The following is a 17287-nucleotide window of genomic DNA, read 5'->3' on the forward strand; positions in this document are numbered from 1 at the left end:
TTTGTTTCTAGCTGCTAAGAATTATATAAAATTTTAGCACTTGCAAAGATGTTAAAGTGTAAGGCTTATAAATCATTCATGAAAGATTTCCCCCTTTTTGCGTCTTAGCGTCTTTGCGAGGCCTTTTTTAAAAAAATATTACAATTGACGACTTTATAATTTCTACTACCAATATTATTACACAAAACAAATAACCTCTCGCAAAGACGCTAAGACGCAAAGGTTTATAAATTATTAACAATTCTAGTTATTCCATTTTTAATAAAGGGTTCGTTGAAATTAATTAGCAATCCAAGTCTGATTCCCGCAACTTTTAAATACGTTAGTAATTGCTTAGGATGAACTGGTGCGATCGTTTCAACTGATTTCAATTCAACAATTACTTTGTTTTCAATAATTAAATCTGCCCTAAAACCAATTTCCATTTTCAACTCGTCCCAAATTATCGGAATACTTTGTTGTCTTTCAACATTTAATCCCTGTTTACGTAACTCATAATACATTATTTCTTCATAAACCGATTCGAGCAAACCTGGCCCAAGTTTATAATGAACATGGTAAGCCGTGTTTACAATTATTGATGATATTTCGTTTTCTGTCATTCACTTAGCGTCTTGGCGAGACAAACCTTACAAAACTTTAGTCACACCCGGTATTGCGGGTGGTGGAACCGGCCATTTTAAATCCCAGCTATACTGATAAAAATCGGGGCCCAGAACCTGATTGGAATTCATTGCCTGTTCCCATGTTATATTCTGACCACTGTAAGCTGCCATCCTGGCCATAATTCCCAGCATGGTACTATTAGCCATCATCTCTCCATCATTCATAGGCTTTCCGGCTCTGATTGATTCAAAAAGTTCATTATGCTGTACCTGATACATATCTTTCTTTTCGCCCTGATACTCCCAGTTATTTTTACCGCTGATTTTGTGAACGTTACCCTGATAAAAGGCCGTACCTTCAGAGCCTATGATTTCAACAGAATTTTTGGAAGCACATCCATCCTGCTGACGGCAGAAATTATATCCCTTGATACCGCCGGCAAAGTCAAACTCCAAGGCAAAATGATCGTAAATATTACCGAACTTCTCTTCAACTCTGGATTGTCTTCCTCCGGTGCCAAAAGCTTTCAAAGGCATCTGGCTGCCTATAGCCCAGGTCATCATATCCAGATTATGGACAACCATTTCAACGATAAAATCGCCCGAAAGCCAATCGTAATAGTACCAGTTACGCATCTGATATTCCATCTCTGTCCATTCCGGTTTACGCTCGAAATACCAGAGTCCTCCACCATTTCTTGTAGAATTAACCATTTTCACATCCCCAATCTCACCATTCTGAACCCGGCCAAACAACTCACGTTTCGGTTGGTCATAGCGGAAAGTGAATCCTGAAACCAGCGACAAACCTTTCTCTTTGGCCTTCTTTGCAGCTGCCAGAACTTTTCTTACTCCCGGAGCATCAACCGCAACCGGTTTTTCACAGAATATATGTTTACCGGCATTCACGGCAGCTGTTAACTGCTCCGGACGAAATGCAGGCGGGGTGGTCAGTAAAACCACATCAACCCCTGAGTCAATCAAACGCTGGTAAGCATCAAAACCAACAAATCTGTTTTCGCTGGGAACCTTTACTTTATCCGGATGTGCTTTAAGCAAAATATCATAAGATGAATCCAGGCGATCCTGAAAAACATCAGCCATTGCTGTAAGAATAACGTTCGGATCTGCTTTTAAAGCCTGACTGGCGGCACCGGTACCTCTTCCTCCACATCCGATTAAACCTACTTTCAATGTGTTTTTACTTCGGGCAAATGTGGGATTTTGAAATCCCACATTTAACCCAATTGTACTTCCAAGTACTACAGCGCCGGTTGATTTCAAAAATGATCTACGGTTTGTAGCCCAGTATCCAGGCATATTTTCTTTCATGACTATTGATAATTTAATAATTTGGATTTTGAGTTATTTTGTCATTAATTTCCATTTCTACTTGGGGAATAGGCCATAGATAGTCCCTGTCAGCTCTAAATTTTCTTACAAAGCCATTATTCCAAATTATCCAATTCGTGCTACCCTGAGCCTGGTAATACATTCCTTGTACCAGCCCAGCTTTTTCATCACCAATTTTCCACCGGTTCATATCAAATAGACGCAACCCTTCAAACGCCAGTTCCACGGCACGTTCATTTCTGACTATTTGCCTTAATTCAGATTGAGTCTTACCCGTAGTAATGGGAGGCATTTCAACACTAGGTCGTCCACGAACATCATTTATTGCCTTGTATACTGATTGGTCAAGCTCATTCAATTCAATTTTTGCTTCAGCGTACATTAAAAGTACGTCAGCATATCGTATAAGAATCATATTAATGGCTCCAATTCCCGGATTACCCTTATCCAAGTCATAGTCAATCCATTTTTTAAGATTATAGCCATGATCAGTAGCCCATTCATTAGCACTTACCCTATCAGTCGTTTTACTATCCGGCCAGGAGTTATATACACTGTTACCGATGGGCTCTCCGGTGTAATAAGCAGTAAAGTTCCATCGAGGATCAATGTTCTCATAAGGATTATTTGGATTTACCGTCCCCTTGTATTCATATTTTTTAAACAAATTATGAATTGGTTCTACAACAGAACTTCCACCTATGGTAGCCGCAGAGTAAGCAAAAGCATTATATGTATTACCACCTACTGTGTATTGCCTGTCAAAAATTACTTCTTTAGAATTTTCACCGGCATACTGAAACAGCTTACCATAATTCGGATACAACTCATATACTCCTAAATTCATCACCGCTTGTGCAGCATCGCGCGCTACCCCAAACCGACCATTACGGAGAGCTATTCTTGCTTTTAATGCTAATGCTGCTCCATGGGTTACCCTTCCGACATCAGCACTGCTATAACTTTTGGGAAGAGCATTGGAAGTAATAATAAGGTCTAATTCACTAATTACAAAATCAACCACTTTGACTTTAGCATCACGACCTCTATGGTCATTGATTTCTAATGGTTCCAATATTAATGGGACATCACCCCACAAACTGGATAGTTGTGTGTAATAAAAAGCGCGCAGAAATCTGGCTTCGGCTTTCAATCTTGCCAGCACTTTAGCATCACCAAGTTTAATGCGATCAATATTGGTAATCACATCATTTGCTTTTCGAACACCTCTATAATATCGATTCCACTGAGATGTTATCGCATCATTTACCGGGTCTATTGTACCCGCACCTACATCATGGAATGTTCCGGGACCTGATGAAGCTCGAAATCCTATATCTGTAACTGCGTCTAACTCTTGAACCATCTGTGGGCCATCTAATTCACTGTAAACAGCGTTTACCGCCAATAGTGCATCTCTTTCCTGTTGCCAATAAATCGTTTGAGAGGCTTCGCCAGGAGAGATTAAATTCAAATCATCCTCGCACCCCCAAAAAACGAAAATACATAGCAATATACTTATATTAACTTTTTTCATGATAACTTTCTTGTTTATATATTTTTAATATTAAAACCTAACATTCACACCTACACTAACTATTTTAGTGTGCGGGGAGAACTGACTCCTTCCTCTGGGAGTTTCAGGATCAAAAAACTTTGTGGGGGTAAAGGTTAACATATTTTCACCCGATACATGGACACGTAAACTTGCCACCTGCTTCTGAGGGATTGTATATCCAATTTGTAAATTTTTCAACCTGAGATATCTTGTATCCTGAAGCCAAAAATCAGACAAATTAAGATTCCAGGTATTACCAGCTGTTACCAGCGGCCAGGATCCAACAGGGTTTCTTACCGGGTGATACGTTTCTCTGGCCATTTCTGCAGAAATAAAATTTTGCCAGTTAGGCCCTTCTATCAGCGCTCCATCCATAGTATGCTCCTGTTGTAAAACACCTTGCCAGAACATTGCAATGTCGAAACCACGATATGAAGCATTGGATCTGATACCAAATTCATATTTGGGATCTTCATTTGCCATAATATATTGATCACCTGCCGGAAACATAGACTGGGAGATTACACCATCTCCATTCAAATCTTCATAAATAATATCTCCAATTTTTACCTTAGGATTGAGAGTTGCAGGATATTTTTTCAGATCAGCATCTGTGCGGTAAAGACCTGGCGATTTCAAACCCCGTAATGAATTAATAGATTCGCCTTCTGTCCATACAGTGAATTTATCAGGGAAAAATGGACCAGCTCCTTTCAAATCTTCTATTTTGTTAACCACATTCGAAAAGTTGACACCTACTGAATATTGAAACCCCTTGTCCGTTCTGGGAGCACTACTGTAATTTACGGCCACTTCCCAACCTTTATTAGATACTGCTGCCGCATTTTGTAAAGGAGCAGCTACACCTATGGTGCTAGGAATGGGTAAATTAAGTAAAATATCGTCTGTGTATTTCCAAAAATATTCGGTAACCACCTCAAGTCTATCATTCAGAAACCCCATATCCAGACCTATATTTGTCATGGTTGAGGTTTCCCATGTGATGTCCGGGTTTCCGGCGTTTGTAACAGCAGCAGCAGGAACCACAACACCGCCAAATTGATAACTCTGACTGAGGTTGTAATTATTTTGAAACCTATAAAGGCCAATGTTTTGATTCCCTAATTGTCCCCAGGACCCTCTGAGTTTCAGAGTATTAATTATTTTGCTGTCTTTTAAGAATTTTTCTTCGGAGATGCGCCATCCTGCAGAAAATGAAGGGAATAGCCCCCATCTATTACCCTCTCTAAATCTAGAAGATCCATCATATCTTATGTTAGCCTGAAATAAATATTTATCGTCAAACGAATAATTTATTCTGCCAAAAAAAGAACGAAGTCGCCATTCCTCTATAGAACCGCCAGTAGTCTGATTTTTTACGGCTCCTGCACTTAAATTCCGGAGATCATTGCTAAAAAAGTTATCCCTGGATGCAGCTGTCTGTTTAAGATAGTTGCCTATTTCTTCATATCCGGACATTGCCTGAACTTTGTGCTTATCAAAAGTATCATTATAATTCAGGTATGCCCTTTGGCTTAGTTCCTTTTGATTAAGTTGAGTTTCACGTAAGGTGTTCGTGGCAAACCATCCGCCTACCGGAACCAGGTTGCCGGTCAAATAATTTCTCATACCAGCAAGCCCGTCGTTGAATACAAATCCGCTGGTCCCTCTTGAATTAATGGAAACATTTCCCTCAAGTGAAAGGACTTTGTGAATAGCGTAAGTAAAGCCCACCTGACCAATAATATCATCACTAACACTACTGGTCTCACCCAGACTTACCATTGCACGTGGATTCCATTGACCACTTACCAAGTCATACGTTCCATCAGGATATTCACTTACAATACTCCTATTTGTGTGCAGAAGACCCTGGACTATTTGTTGACCTGTAAATCCAGGTCCACTGAAATCTCTATTTCTGTACATTAGATTCGTATTGAGAGTTAGTTTTTTAGATACGTACAGGTCAGAATTAAGACGTAAACTTATCTGTTTATTATTAAAATTCTGGAGAATACCATCCGAATCAAAATAGTCTGCTGAAGCAAACATTTTCCCATTCGCTCCACCACTTGATATGGTGACGGAATGACGCTGATCGGGAGCATTGTAATTAAATATTCCATCTTCCCAATTGGCGAAAGGAAATTCTAAAGGATTGGTGCCAGCCGCAACATTTTCAATATACTTCTCGCTAAATGCAGGAGCACCACCAGCATTTACCTGTGCTTCATTTTCCAGTCTCAACCAGCTGACAGGATCGGCTTTTTCAGGAAAAATAGTTTGATTCTTCCACCCTATATTATTGTTATAAGATACCGAAATGCCACTTTCGGCACCCCGCTTGGTTTTAATTAGAATAACACCGTTTGCTGCCCGCGAACCATAAATTGCAGCGGACGCAGCGTCCTTTAAAACGGTAAGTGATTCTATGTTACTGGGTTCAACAGTTGAAAGTGACTGCTCAATGCCATCCACTAAAACTAATGGGTTGGAATTGCCCAAGGTACCAACTCCCCGAATTCGTACCCCAACGTTTTCTCGTCCGGGTTCTCCTCCTCCATTTAGAATAGTTAATCCCGGACTCATCCCTTGCAATGCCAATGCAGTATTCGTAGCAGGACGTTTTGCAAGAACCGCACCTGATACTGTACTAATAGCACCCGTGAGATCGGCTTTCTTCTGCGTACCATACCCTACCACCACCACTTCAGTCAATGCCGTTGATTCTGCTTCAAGTTTTACGTTGATAGTACTACGTCCATTAATGGGAACTTCCTGTGTGGTAAACCCGACGTAAGTAAAGACAAGAATGCTGTTGTTATCTGCAACATTGATGGTGTACCTTCCATCCAGATCAGTGGTAGCTCCAATTGTGGTTCCTTTAAGTTTAACGCTTACCCCGGGAAGTGTTTCACCTTTGGCATCGGTAACGGTACCGCTAACTTTGATGTCTCTAACTTCGCCATTTTGGGGAGAAATAACCACCAATCCATTTTCCAGAACACGAAATCCAAGTTTTGTATCCTTTAAGATCATACCCAGAACATCCATTACCGGTGTGTCTTTAACTGACAAGGTAATTGATCTGTCTGCAGGCAGATTTTGTTCGCTGTATAACAAGCGAATATTACCTTTTTGCTCAATAATAGAAAGGACCCGCTTAAATTTCACGTTTTGGAAATCCAGATCAACTTTTAAGTTCTGTGAATAACTGCTCGCTGATACCTTCAAGACAAGCAGGAAAGTAAGAGTGATTGTCCAGTTTAGCATTAATAAGAGTTTTTTTTTTGTAGAATCAGGTAACAGAACTGTTTTGCATAATAGTTCTCGTTTTTTCATACTTTTGTGAATTACAAGGTTAATAATCTGATTATGTAGTTTGCGCTACGATTGGAAAATTAAGGCAGGGAATGTTGGCGCATTTCCTGCTTTTTTGTTTAGTAGATTCTTATTTCATTTTCTTTCTGTTCATAGTTAAAGGATTTGATTAATTGCATGGCCTCTAAAGCCTGTAAAATATTTTCATCTACAAAGACCCCGGTAAAACGAAAAGATCTGATCAAAGGATCATTCAGCACTATTTTAACATTATACCAGCGTTCAAGCCTCGGGATCAGGTCTTCCATCGTTTCATTCTGAAACACAAACTTGTTCTCTGTCCAGGATATTTCCTCAATGTATTCCTCATTACCCAATTTTAAAGGAGAAATATTGTCGATCATCAAAACCGAGCTATGATTCACATCTACTTTCTTTGAATCATCTTTGACCAATGCAAGCTTTTCTGAAGGCTTAAGAATAAATTTTTGTTCAGTACGTCCGTTAATGGTCAGCTCAATTGAGCCCTGCATTAAAGTAGTTTCAGATTCCTTATCGCCGGGATAGTCTCTAACGTTAAACTCTGTACCCAGAACCTTAATCGCAACTTCATTGGTCTTAACTATAAAAGGGCGCTTCTTATCATGAGCCACCTTAAAGAATGCCTCACCGGTCAGCACAACATTTCGCTGCTCCTGGCTTTGCATATCAAGGTCGTATGAAAGTTTACTGTCACTGTTAAGGCGAACCAGAGTTCCATCAGGTAATTTTACTTCCTTGCGAATACCCTTTCCTGCAATGATGTCTACTCTTACGTCTTTTTGTTTAAACTGGCGAAAATTAAAGAAGTAAAGCGATGCAGATATCAATATGCAGATTAGCATAGCATAAGCTATAATGGGTTTTTTAAGGATAGAAAATAAAGACCGCTCCTCCCTTACCTCAACAAACTCAAGCTCCGTTTTATATTTCAGCTTATGCTTCTCAAAAGCTTGCTGCACATCTTCACTTTCATCTCTTTTTCCCAAATCCCATACCTGATCAAGCAAAGCCTCATAGTAAACCGCATCGGGATATTTAGACAATAAATAAGAAAGTTCCCCCAGTTCTTCCGGAGTAGCTTCCCCGGCAATTTTGCGGGTTAACAATTCAACTATGCGCTTTTCGTGCATGACCATTCAGACTCTTTATTGTGGTTTTATTTGAAGGACAACGAAAAAAGAAAAACTCCCTAGTCTGATTGAAAATATTTTCCGGAAGGGAATTATTTAATTTGAAACTCTGCCTTAAAAATGAGTGCAAGTTTCTGCGTGGCTGCTACCAGATGGGCATCAACAGTTTTAACTGATATGGAAAGTACTTCTGCTATTTCTTTATAACTCAGATTATTTTCCTTGGCAAGCTTGAACACCAGCTGGCACTTAGGAGGCAAGCTCTGAATTGCACGTTCAAGTCTCTGTTTTAACTCGTTGTCAATAATGATTTGCTCAGGACTCGAGCTGTCGAAGAAAAAATTTATATCCACATCGTCAATAGATGCAGTTTTATTCTTTGAATTTTTACGAAGTATGTTTAAAGATAAGTTCTTGGCAATAACAAGTGCATAGACATGTATGTTATTGATCTGCGGCAATGAATCCCTTTGCTTCCAGAGTGTGATCATGACATCTTCAGCCACCTCTTCTGCCTCTTCATTAGATTTAAGTATGCAAAATGAAAACTTTTTAGAAGGAAGGTACAGTAAATTAAACAGCTCACGATAAGCCTGTTCACAGCCTGACAATGCCAAACGGCTTACTATTTCAGGAAGCTGATTAAACTGATTTTTCACAAGCATTAAAGTTCTCCTAACCTAAGGTAACAGAAATTTAACAAATGCAAAAAATAATTCACTACAGGATAATTTCTGAAAATTATCCCCTGAGTGCAGACATGATCACATCATAAACCTTTGTTGCAGGGATTGAATCTACCGTATGTTTATAATCAGAAATCAATACAGGCTGATATTCGGGAAGGGCCCCGGTTCTGCCATGCGAACCTTTAATCAGAGATGCATCCAAAGGAATAACATCCATCACATATCTGAACCCTGCCTTTTTCTTAAGGAGCTTATACCCTGCACGAAGTTTGGAACTCATAAACATCTCAACCGGATCATAGCCTGGTTTTTTATGAATATCCACACACCGTGCATAATCAGGTGCTTTCTCATCGTCGAGCCAGAAATAATAAGTAAACCAGCTGTCTTCATCAGCCATAAGTACCAGATCTCCTGAACGTTCATGATTTATATGATGCTCAGCCTGTTGCTCTTTATCCAGAATCAATTCTACCCCCTTCACCTCTTGCAGCAATGAAATTACCTGGTTTTTCACTGATGGATCATTGATATATACATGAGCAACCTGATGGTCAGCTACCACAAAAGCTTTGGAAGCACCCGGATCCAACAGTTCGAGACCTCTTTCCTCGCGGATACCCAACAATCCATGTTCTCTGAATAAACGGTTCAGATGCAATGGATGTTTAACCGGAGCTATCCCATATTCTGAAAGCAGAATAACTTTAGCTGATTTTTTCTCATAAAAATCAACAAGTTTTCTGAGCACTTCGTCAATCTCTGTCAGCTCCTTACTGATTTTCGTAAAATCCGGGCCGAATTTCTGAAGACAATAATCCAGATGGGGAAGATAGATCAGTGTTAATGTCGGATTATACAAATCATCCGTAATCATACTTGCGTCTGCAATCCACTCTGTAGATTTAATATTAGCTCCGGGCCCCCAGAATTGAAATAATGGGAACTGTCCAAGTTTTTCCTGTAATATATCTCTCAGTCCGGCCGGATGAGAATAACAATCCGGCATTTTTCGTCCGTCTGCCAGGTAATTCGGACGGGGAGTAACCGCGTAATCTGCAGATGAATACATATTATACCACCAGAACATTTTTGAACAGGTAAATGAAGGATCTTCCTTCCTTGCTGCCTCCCAAATTTTCTCGCCGTTTACAAGCTTATTCGATTGCTTCCAGAATTTGATCTCACAATCTATCCTGTCGTACCAGCCATTGCCAACAATCCCTGTTTCTGCAGGCCATTTTCCGGTCAGATAGGTGGATTGAACTGAAGTGGTCACTGCAGGTAGCATAGGCTTAAGCCTTATCAGGTTTTTGCGCTTCACATAGTCGCTCAAAAAAGGCATATACTCTCCAATGACAGAAGTTGAGAGCCCGACAATATCGATAACGACGGTTTTATTCATGTGGTTGATTATTTCAATTCAGCCTTAACCCAGTTGAGTTCCCTGATAATGCTTTGATCGATTGGTAACTTTAATGTCTCCGGTAATACTTCCCATGTATACGTTTCTACTTCCAGATGATCTGTAAAAGGATTGCTTTTGTACCTGTGTAAAATTTCAACGATATCAGAACGGGTAGAGCGAAGCAGACCAAGATTCTCTGCAAATACGGGAACATGAAAATGAGCTCTCCATTCTTCCACATCCAAATTTTCAGCATCCTTCAGAGCATCGGGAAGATCACGGTAACGGATCAGTGAACGATCTGATTTACGGGCAATTACCTGATGCAAATAGGTAGGTTCCATATATTTTGAAAAAGCTTCCGCCGTATCTTTTCTCAGATCAGCATCAGCAGACATCCCGGCTTTCAAGGCTGCACTGATCTGAATTTTTCCGACACGGATCCCTCTGGCCGACAGATCTGCAAGGATATCGTTCATAGGCTCATATCCGATTGCAAAGTGGCAAACATCATAACATAAACAGATGTGTTCTTTGATACAGGATATTGCTTCTGCTTCAGTAATCTGTAACCGGGACGGAAGCACAGCCTTTGCCACAGGGAGCATGTAATTTTCAAACCAGTGAATAAACTCTGGTCCGGTTTCAAGCAACCCATCTGGTTCAGGTTCAATATCCAGATGTAAACCGATACCTTTTTTTTCTTTTATCCGGTAAAGATGTTCAGCTACTGAAACAATATGATGAGTGGCATTCAGCATGGCTTTCTCTGCCAGCTGCCTGGTTGGAAACCAATATTTATAACTTAGCGGGGATGTGGAAATACCGCCTTCAAGACCTTCAGGTAGCAATTCAGCAAGTATATCAAACAGGCGAAGGGTATACTCCAGTCTTTCGTTACTGGTCCAGTCTGGAGCATGTACCTGGTCTTTCACAAGGGCATGATGAAAATCACCATACGGAAATCCATTCATGGTGAAAACATAGGCATCATTTTCTGAAAGCCATTTCTTGAAAATCTGCAACTGATCAGCCTTCAAAATATCCCGGCTTGCAGAATTTGAAAGTCTTAGACCTATACCCATAGCCTGATCAGGGGAAACTCCCTTTTTAATAACGGGAATGTGCTTTTTTAAAGCAGCAAAATGCTCAGCCCAGCTCTCCCCGGCATGTATATTTGTACAATAGCTTAAATGTCCGTGTACAAGTTTCATTGCTTTCCTATTAAAACCAATTCAGCCTTTTTCAGTATCTCCGCATCCATCTTATGCACTTCTATTCCTGAGCCTATCTTTTCAAGCAGCATAATGGTCAATTCGCCACCAAGGTGCTCACGAAACTCTTCCAGGCCAAGCAAAATCTTAGAATTATCGCTTCCCGTTTCCATCAACGGGTGGGTAAGCTCAAATCCTAATTGCTGCAACAGGCTTAATATTCTTGAGCAATCATGATCTGATAAATAACCCGAAAGATTAGAATATACCGTATCCAAAGCCATTCCCATAGCTACAGCTTCACCATGAAGCACCTTAAAATCAGTAAGCTGCTCCAGTTTATGGGCGCTCCAGTGACCAAAGTCCAGCGGACGGGAAGATCCCGATTCAAACGGATCTTTGCCGGCAATATGCTGCATATGAAGCTCAGCACATCTGATGATCAGATAATTCATCGTTTCCCTGTCGCGGGCAGCAAGCAAACCTGCATTAGTCTCAATCCACTCAAAAAATACAGGGTCTTTAATCAAAGCAACTTTTACTGCCTCAGAAATACCCGACCTCCAGTCGCGTTCTCCAAGAGTATTTAAAAAAAGTTCATCATTAAATACTGCAAACGGCGGAGCAAAGGTTCCAAGGAAATTTTTCTTACCGAAATAATTAATACCATTCTTTACTCCGATCCCCGAGTCGTTCTGCGAAAGAACCGTTGTTGGTATACGGATATGCCTGATCCCTCTGTGCGATACTGCCGCAGCATAACCCACAAGGTCGAGCACTGAACCTCCGCCAATAGCTGCAATATAAGAATGCCTGTCGATCTTATGTGTATTTACAGCCTCCAGAATTTGATCGAAATATTTAGTATCATTCTTAACCTGCTCTCCTCCCGGAACAAACAAGATCTCAGGAACAAGATTTAAAGCCTTATATAAATTGAAATAAGCATTTATCTGATCAGAAACCACCCTGCCAACACCCTCATCCACAACAAAGAAAATTTTCTTTGAACTGTCATCTGATTTGAAAAAATCATTGAAGAGCGGATTTGAAAGATCAAAGAGTCCGGATGTAAAATATACTTTGTATTCAAACTTAACAGAAAAGGATTGTTGCAGATATTTCATAGAATAAGACTCATTCCGAAGCGAATGAGATAGTTTTTTAAGTAAATATAGTTTTCTTTAAGTAACGGCAAAACGTTTCGCAAGCAGTAATGACAAGGGGAGCAGAGCTGCTATGAAACATGCACCAACCAGAAACCCCGAGGCTGCTGCCCATGCCGCATCCATCAGGATCAGAGAAATAACCCCGGCTTTGACTGCTTTGCCAATATTTTTCCCAAGCGGCTCCCGAATTGCTGCAAATAATGGTTTGTAAATCATATACGCGAACAAAATAATAAACAAACCTGATAGTATTAACTCTCCCTGCACCCATGAATGATACAAAACAGCACTGATTACAAGCAAATACAGAAAAGCGCCCAGATAGAGTTTATTCCTGTTTGATCCGTGTACCTCGCCCTGACTGATCATGGTTATTGAGAAGATATAGATCAGAGGTATCAGGCCTAAAAAGTAAAAACTCTGAAGAGACAGGCTAATGATGCTGATTCCAAGCAAAAGATTCAAACCTCTGCAGATACCCATGTTCAGCGGACCTAAAAAGGCATGATGCTTTCCGAATTTATCATAAATAAGGGCAAATACGGCAATCAAAAATGCAATAACTCCAGACAGTACAGATAATGCAAAGGCAGCAAAAACCCCAATCATCAATAAAACAATTCCAAATACTATTGCTTCTGATAAACTTACTTCACCTCGCGGAATTGCCCGTTCGGGCCTTTCTATCCTATCGAGGTCTGCATCAAAAACATCGTTGAAAACAATCCCTCCCCCATACAATCCAATAGTTGACAGGCAAAGTAAAAGTACCGGGATTATTTGAGGATTTTCAGTCAAAAAATATCCTGAAACAGAAATACCCGCCAATACATCTGCAACTGAAGTCACAATATTTGCAGGGCGCATCAGTCGCAGATATACTCCGGCCTTGGTCATTCAATTAAGAAATTATGATTGATGACTTATCGGTACGCGGTACTTGTCCGCCTCTAAGAACAGTATTGCCTTCAAATCTTTCGGTCTGATCGATCTGCTGAGGGCCGATAAAATCATTTTCATCAATCTGCCCGCTTTGTGCAAAAGCAGTGATTGCATTTGAATATGTGATCTTACGGATATCCTCATCACTGATGCCTCTTAACTTCATTAGGGCAGCAGTTTTAGGCACTGCCAAAGGATCGCTTATCCCCCAATCGGCAGCCGAGTTGATCATGATCCGCTCTGAGCCATATTGCCTGGTCAGCTCTACCATCCTTTCATTCCCCATTTTGGTAAACGGGTATATCGTAAATGCAGCCCAAAATCCGCGATCAAGCACTTCCTTAACTGTTTCTTCATTATTATGATCAACAATGACCATATATGGGTCAAGACCATGCTCTATGGCAATATCCATACTACGTTGTGTTCCGCGCTTTTTATCACGGTGAGGAGTATGTATCTGAACCGGAAGGCCTGCCTCTTTGGCAAGCTCCAGCTGTAATCTGTAATATTTTTCTTCAGCAGCAGTCTGATCATCAAATCCTATCTCGCCTACTCCCACCACACCTTCTTTATAAACAAAGAGCGGTAGAATTTCCATTACTTCTTCAGCCAGCCCTTCATTGTTCGCTTCGCGCGAGTTCAGACCTATCGTGCAATAATGTTTAATTCCAAACTGAGAGGAACGGAATCTTTCCCAACCTACAAGACTACTGTAATAATCACGAAAACTGTCAATTCCGGTACGTGGCTGTCCCAACCAGAATGCCGGTTCAATCAATGCAACAACTCCTGCATCGGCCATTGCCTGGTAATCATCAGTGGTACGCGAGCTCATATGAACATGGGGATCAAAAAATTTCATCCCTTTAATGATCTCAAGATCCATCTTTTCTATCGGGGCCAAAGGCCGCTTGTCTTCAAATGAATGGCTACAACACATTTCTTCTCAGTTTATATAGTTCAATCTTCAGGATTCAGTGTATCCCAGTTAAGCTCTTTATTTTTAATTGCTGCCAAAAACTCAGGATGTTCATCCAGCAGATCCGCTGCAGGTTGAAAATCTGAATAATACAGGGTAAGGGCAGCCGCCTGCTTTTCTCTTTTACTTCCATGCTTAATTAGCTCTCCAAGATCATTCAGCAATTCTGCATCCATAAATTTAGCAGTAAGTCGCCAAAGGAAGGGGTTAATCTTCCTGCCCGCAGCTTTCCGCTCAGCTGTATAGTCAGAAATAGTAGCCTTCAGATCGGCATTGGCGCGTTCATCCAGACCGATAATCCTGTTAACATCCTTATCCGTAAAGAAAGCCTTCATCACCAGTTGATTCCAGGCATTTTCATCCAGATAATCAGAAGGATAAGGATTATCATACATAATTGCTTCAAGAACAGAACCAATATTACTGCGAATACCTTCGGCACATCTCAACTTCCATGCATCTGCCCAGGCTAATACCGGAAGTGATGAGTACAGAGCTACCAGCTCAGAAACTTCGGCTGTGAGAAAAAGATTTTCAACTGTCTTTACGTATACTGCATGATCGGTAGCATCCAGGTTAAAGATCAGATAAATACGTCCAAGACGATCAGCAGTCCAATTTTTAAAGGTTAAGCCCGGCTTGATGCTATTAATCTCCTCTGAGAGTTCATCACTAACATGTACTACTGATTTTCCGGTCTTACGCGGCATCAGGACAAATGCGGTATTAAAATCTGCAATTTTTCCGGAATTGATTTTTTCATTTAACCAAATCCAGGCATCAGAGTTCAGGGTTGAACGGGTAAGTTCAGTAAGGATTAGTCTTAATCTTTCTGCATCGTAGTCAAACATAGCCCAAAATTGATTTATAAATTACTCAAATAGCAATTATTTGCAGCGAAATTTAAAAAAAATCAGACAGATTCTGCATTTGCCTTATTTAATAATTACGCTGAATAGCTGCTTAAATTCCCCCCGACACAAAATAATTCAAAGCCAATGCTGCTGCAATAATTAACAGACCGAAAAATTCGCGGGTATTCTCAATATAAGGCTTTGTAGCCTGCATACTTTCAGTAATACTTGGTTGTTTATATTTCAGAATCCAGTCGCGAACTCCGTCTTTCGTAAAAAACAGAATAATGGCATAAATCAGATAAAATGCAATCAGAAACAAATAGGTCATTGGATAATACATTCCGAATCCGGCCAGTCCGCAAAGTATGGAAGCAGCCATATAGATAGGTACCCAAAGCCAAAAATCGCTGTCATTCAGATTAAACCATGCAAAAACAAGGAATGACAGGCAAAAGATAATATTCAGGATGAGCAGTAACATAATTTATATTGATTTGGAGCTAATGTATTCCATAAAATGGATATGTAAAATGATCTGGATCATGAATCTAATCAAAAAGCGAATATTGTACCGGCCTCATCATTCCAGACATAAGCTTTTTATCATTTTTCCCTATATGATAAACTTTAGATTCACAATACCGGGATGCCACTACAATTTCTGTATTGCCTGCAATTTCCCCGAACAAATCCAGCACAAGTTCAGGTTTATTATTATCCCTGCTTAAATGCGAAAGCAGCAAATGACTCATTTGAGTCCCCATTTCCTGAAAGATCTCAAATGCCTGTCTGTTTGACAAATGTCCGTTGCCTCCCCTGATTCTTGCTTTCAGATGGTAGGGATAGGTACCTTTATCCAGCATATCCTCATCATAATTTGCTTCCAGAAATGCAGCATGGCACCCTGAAAGATGATGTATCAAATGATCGCAGGGAGTTCCGATATCTGTAAAAACACCAACTCTTACGCCTCTGCAGCTGACAGTAAAACTATGCGGATCAGCGGCATCATGAAATTTGGGAAATCCAAGAACAGAGAGCTCTCCGATTAAAATTTCTTCATTTGCATTAAAGTGCCTGACCAGCTGCTCATCAAGTTCAAATCCGGTGCTTTTTAACGTTCTTTGAGTGATATAAACAGGCAATCTGTATTTTTTTGACAAAACCGGAATCCCCCGGATATGATCAGAATGCTCATGAGAGACAAATATAGCCCTTACTTTTTCCATTGAAAGACCCATACGTGCCATACGCCTCTCCGTTTCTTTGCAACTCAGGCCTGCATCAACAAAAATAGCATCTTTCTCATTGGCAAGATAATAGCAATTGCCATTACTGCCCGAATTCAATGATGCAAAGGATAAAGCCATGAAGAATGAACTATTTTCTGTAGCTCTAAAATTACAGAAAAAGATTAAAGAGTATTCATAATGGTCTATATTCGTTTAATTCATCAATTAACTAAACAATGAAACTAAAAGGCTACATATTTTTATCTGCCATATTATGCTTAGGCTTTACAGATGTAATTGCCCAAAGAAAAAAAGTGATCAACTATACTGAAATAAGTGCCTTAATCCATGGCAGCACATCGTTAACAGACAATTCTGAACTTAACGGATTCAGAACAAGAACCGGAGTATCAAGATTGATCGGTGAAAATTTCGGATTTGGCTTTGCCCTTGGAACAGATAATTTCAAAAATGCAGGTGGCAAAACCTATAATACCCTGCCACTAACCCTGAATGCATCCTATTTTTTCAATCCTGAATTAAGCGGACTTAAGGCAGATTTATACGGCGGTTATGCTGTAAAACTGTTTAATAATCTGAGTAAGGGACTAACAGCCGGTGCAGGATTGTCTTATTCATTCCCGGTAAATTCCGGACTCAATCTCGGAATTCAAACCGGCTATAATTATCAGAAGATAGACTATCCCATGGGTTTTGTGCTCGGCAGCAGTTTTGACATCAGTTCTATTCGCCTTGGTCTGGGGATAACTTTTAAATAAATT

15 protein-coding genes are annotated in these 17287 nt (G+C 40.2%); 1 reads left to right on the top strand and 14 read right to left on the bottom strand.

Going from position 1 to position 17287, the window contains the following annotated elements:
* Positions 1 to 224: 224 nt before the first annotated feature.
* The 14 genes from P2W72_RS02785 to P2W72_RS02850 all read right to left on the bottom strand — a co-directional run bounded on the left by P2W72_RS02785 (position 225) and on the right by P2W72_RS02850 (position 16643).
* Entirely contained in the window at positions 225 to 602 is a 378-nt protein-coding gene (locus tag P2W72_RS02785; protein ID WP_276359359.1) for a GxxExxY protein, read from the bottom strand.
* A 27-nt stretch (positions 603 to 629) separates the two neighbouring features.
* Entirely contained in the window at positions 630 to 1937 is a 1308-nt protein-coding gene (locus P2W72_RS02790) for a Gfo/Idh/MocA family oxidoreductase (protein ID WP_276359360.1), read from the bottom strand.
* A 13-nt stretch (positions 1938 to 1950) separates the two neighbouring features.
* Entirely contained in the window at positions 1951 to 3495 is a 1545-nt protein-coding gene (locus P2W72_RS02795) for a RagB/SusD family nutrient uptake outer membrane protein (RefSeq protein WP_276359361.1), read from the bottom strand.
* 30 nt (positions 3496 to 3525) lie between these two features.
* Positions 3526 to 6861 carry a SusC/RagA family TonB-linked outer membrane protein gene (locus tag P2W72_RS02800; protein WP_276359362.1) on the bottom strand — a complete coding sequence of 1112 codons (3336 nt, stop codon included), beginning with the start codon at positions 6859 to 6861 and terminating at the stop codon, positions 3526 to 3528.
* Positions 6862 to 6959: 98 nt separating this feature from the next.
* Positions 6960 to 8012, bottom strand: a complete 1053-nt coding sequence (locus P2W72_RS02805; RefSeq protein ID WP_276359363.1) for a FecR domain-containing protein — start codon at positions 8010 to 8012, stop codon at positions 6960 to 6962.
* Between the two features lie 92 nt (positions 8013 to 8104).
* Entirely contained in the window at positions 8105 to 8671 is a 567-nt protein-coding gene (locus tag P2W72_RS02810; protein ID WP_276359364.1) for an RNA polymerase sigma-70 factor, read from the bottom strand.
* A gap of 82 nt (positions 8672 to 8753) precedes the next feature.
* Positions 8754 to 10106: a nucleotide pyrophosphatase/phosphodiesterase family protein gene (locus P2W72_RS02815; RefSeq protein WP_276359365.1), complete on the bottom strand. Its 1353-nt coding sequence runs from the start codon at positions 10104 to 10106 to the stop codon at positions 8754 to 8756.
* Positions 10107 to 10114: 8 nt separating this feature from the next.
* Positions 10115 to 11323, bottom strand: coding sequence for a metabolite traffic protein EboE (gene eboE, locus P2W72_RS02820; RefSeq protein ID WP_276359366.1), 1209 nt, complete (start codon positions 11321 to 11323; stop codon positions 10115 to 10117).
* Positions 11320 to 12450: a 3-dehydroquinate synthase gene (locus tag P2W72_RS02825; RefSeq protein ID WP_276359367.1), complete on the bottom strand. Its 1131-nt coding sequence runs from the start codon at positions 12448 to 12450 to the stop codon at positions 11320 to 11322. Before P2W72_RS02825 ends, eboE begins: the two co-directional genes overlap by 4 nt.
* A gap of 57 nt (positions 12451 to 12507) precedes the next feature.
* Positions 12508 to 13389, bottom strand: coding sequence for a UbiA-like protein EboC (eboC, locus tag P2W72_RS02830; protein ID WP_276359368.1), 882 nt, complete (start codon positions 13387 to 13389; stop codon positions 12508 to 12510).
* Positions 13390 to 13393: 4 nt separating this feature from the next.
* Positions 13394 to 14377 (bottom strand): TatD family hydrolase, encoded by a 984-nt coding sequence (locus P2W72_RS02835; protein WP_276359369.1) that lies wholly within the window; start codon positions 14375 to 14377, stop codon positions 13394 to 13396.
* A gap of 20 nt (positions 14378 to 14397) precedes the next feature.
* Positions 14398 to 15267, bottom strand: a complete 870-nt coding sequence (locus P2W72_RS02840; RefSeq protein WP_276359370.1) for an EboA domain-containing protein — start codon at positions 15265 to 15267, stop codon at positions 14398 to 14400.
* A 112-nt stretch (positions 15268 to 15379) separates the two neighbouring features.
* A complete protein-coding gene (locus P2W72_RS02845; RefSeq protein ID WP_276359371.1) occupies positions 15380 to 15754 on the bottom strand; it encodes a transmembrane 220 family protein in 375 nt (124 codons plus the stop codon).
* Positions 15755 to 15821: 67 nt separating this feature from the next.
* Positions 15822 to 16643 carry an MBL fold metallo-hydrolase gene (locus P2W72_RS02850; RefSeq protein ID WP_276359372.1) on the bottom strand — a complete coding sequence of 274 codons (822 nt, stop codon included), beginning with the start codon at positions 16641 to 16643 and terminating at the stop codon, positions 15822 to 15824.
* 98 nt (positions 16644 to 16741) lie between these two features.
* Here P2W72_RS02850 and P2W72_RS02855 point away from each other — a divergent pair, with 98 nt between their 5' ends.
* Entirely contained in the window at positions 16742 to 17284 is a 543-nt protein-coding gene (locus P2W72_RS02855) for a hypothetical protein (RefSeq protein ID WP_276359373.1), read from the top strand.
* Positions 17285 to 17287: the final 3 nt, after the last annotated feature.

Source organism: Daejeonella sp. H1SJ63 (assembly GCF_029360775.1).
In the GTDB taxonomy this organism is placed as follows: Bacteria; Bacteroidota; Bacteroidia; order Sphingobacteriales; family Sphingobacteriaceae; genus Daejeonella.

What these genes read in the sequence shown, in the direction of transcription:
- P2W72_RS02785 (WP_276359359.1), bottom strand. Translation starts at nt 602, where the DNA reads ATGACAGAAAACGAAATATCATCAATAATTGTAAACACGGCTTACCAT.
- P2W72_RS02790 (WP_276359360.1), bottom strand. Translation starts at nt 1,937, where the DNA reads ATGAAAGAAAATATGCCTGGATACTGGGCTACAAACCGTAGATCATTT.
- P2W72_RS02795 (WP_276359361.1), bottom strand. Translation starts at nt 3,495, where the DNA reads ATGAAAAAAGTTAATATAAGTATATTGCTATGTATTTTCGTTTTTTGG.
- P2W72_RS02800 (WP_276359362.1), bottom strand. Translation starts at nt 6,861, where the DNA reads ATGAAAAAACGAGAACTATTATGCAAAACAGTTCTGTTACCTGATTCT.
- P2W72_RS02805 (WP_276359363.1), bottom strand. Translation starts at nt 8,012, where the DNA reads ATGCACGAAAAGCGCATAGTTGAATTGTTAACCCGCAAAATTGCCGGG.
- P2W72_RS02815 (WP_276359365.1), bottom strand. Translation starts at nt 10,106, where the DNA reads ATGAATAAAACCGTCGTTATCGATATTGTCGGGCTCTCAACTTCTGTC.
- eboE (WP_276359366.1), bottom strand. Translation starts at nt 11,323, where the DNA reads ATGAAACTTGTACACGGACATTTAAGCTATTGTACAAATATACATGCC.
- P2W72_RS02825 (WP_276359367.1), bottom strand. Translation starts at nt 12,450, where the DNA reads ATGAAATATCTGCAACAATCCTTTTCTGTTAAGTTTGAATACAAAGTA.
- eboC (WP_276359368.1), bottom strand. Translation starts at nt 13,389, where the DNA reads ATGACCAAGGCCGGAGTATATCTGCGACTGATGCGCCCTGCAAATATT.
- P2W72_RS02835 (WP_276359369.1), bottom strand. Translation starts at nt 14,377, where the DNA reads ATGTGTTGTAGCCATTCATTTGAAGACAAGCGGCCTTTGGCCCCGATA.
- P2W72_RS02840 (WP_276359370.1), bottom strand. Translation starts at nt 15,267, where the DNA reads ATGTTTGACTACGATGCAGAAAGATTAAGACTAATCCTTACTGAACTT.
- P2W72_RS02845 (WP_276359371.1), bottom strand. Translation starts at nt 15,754, where the DNA reads ATGTTACTGCTCATCCTGAATATTATCTTTTGCCTGTCATTCCTTGTT.
- P2W72_RS02850 (WP_276359372.1), bottom strand. Translation starts at nt 16,643, where the DNA reads ATGGCTTTATCCTTTGCATCATTGAATTCGGGCAGTAATGGCAATTGC.
- P2W72_RS02855 (WP_276359373.1), top strand. Translation starts at nt 16,742, where the DNA reads ATGAAACTAAAAGGCTACATATTTTTATCTGCCATATTATGCTTAGGC.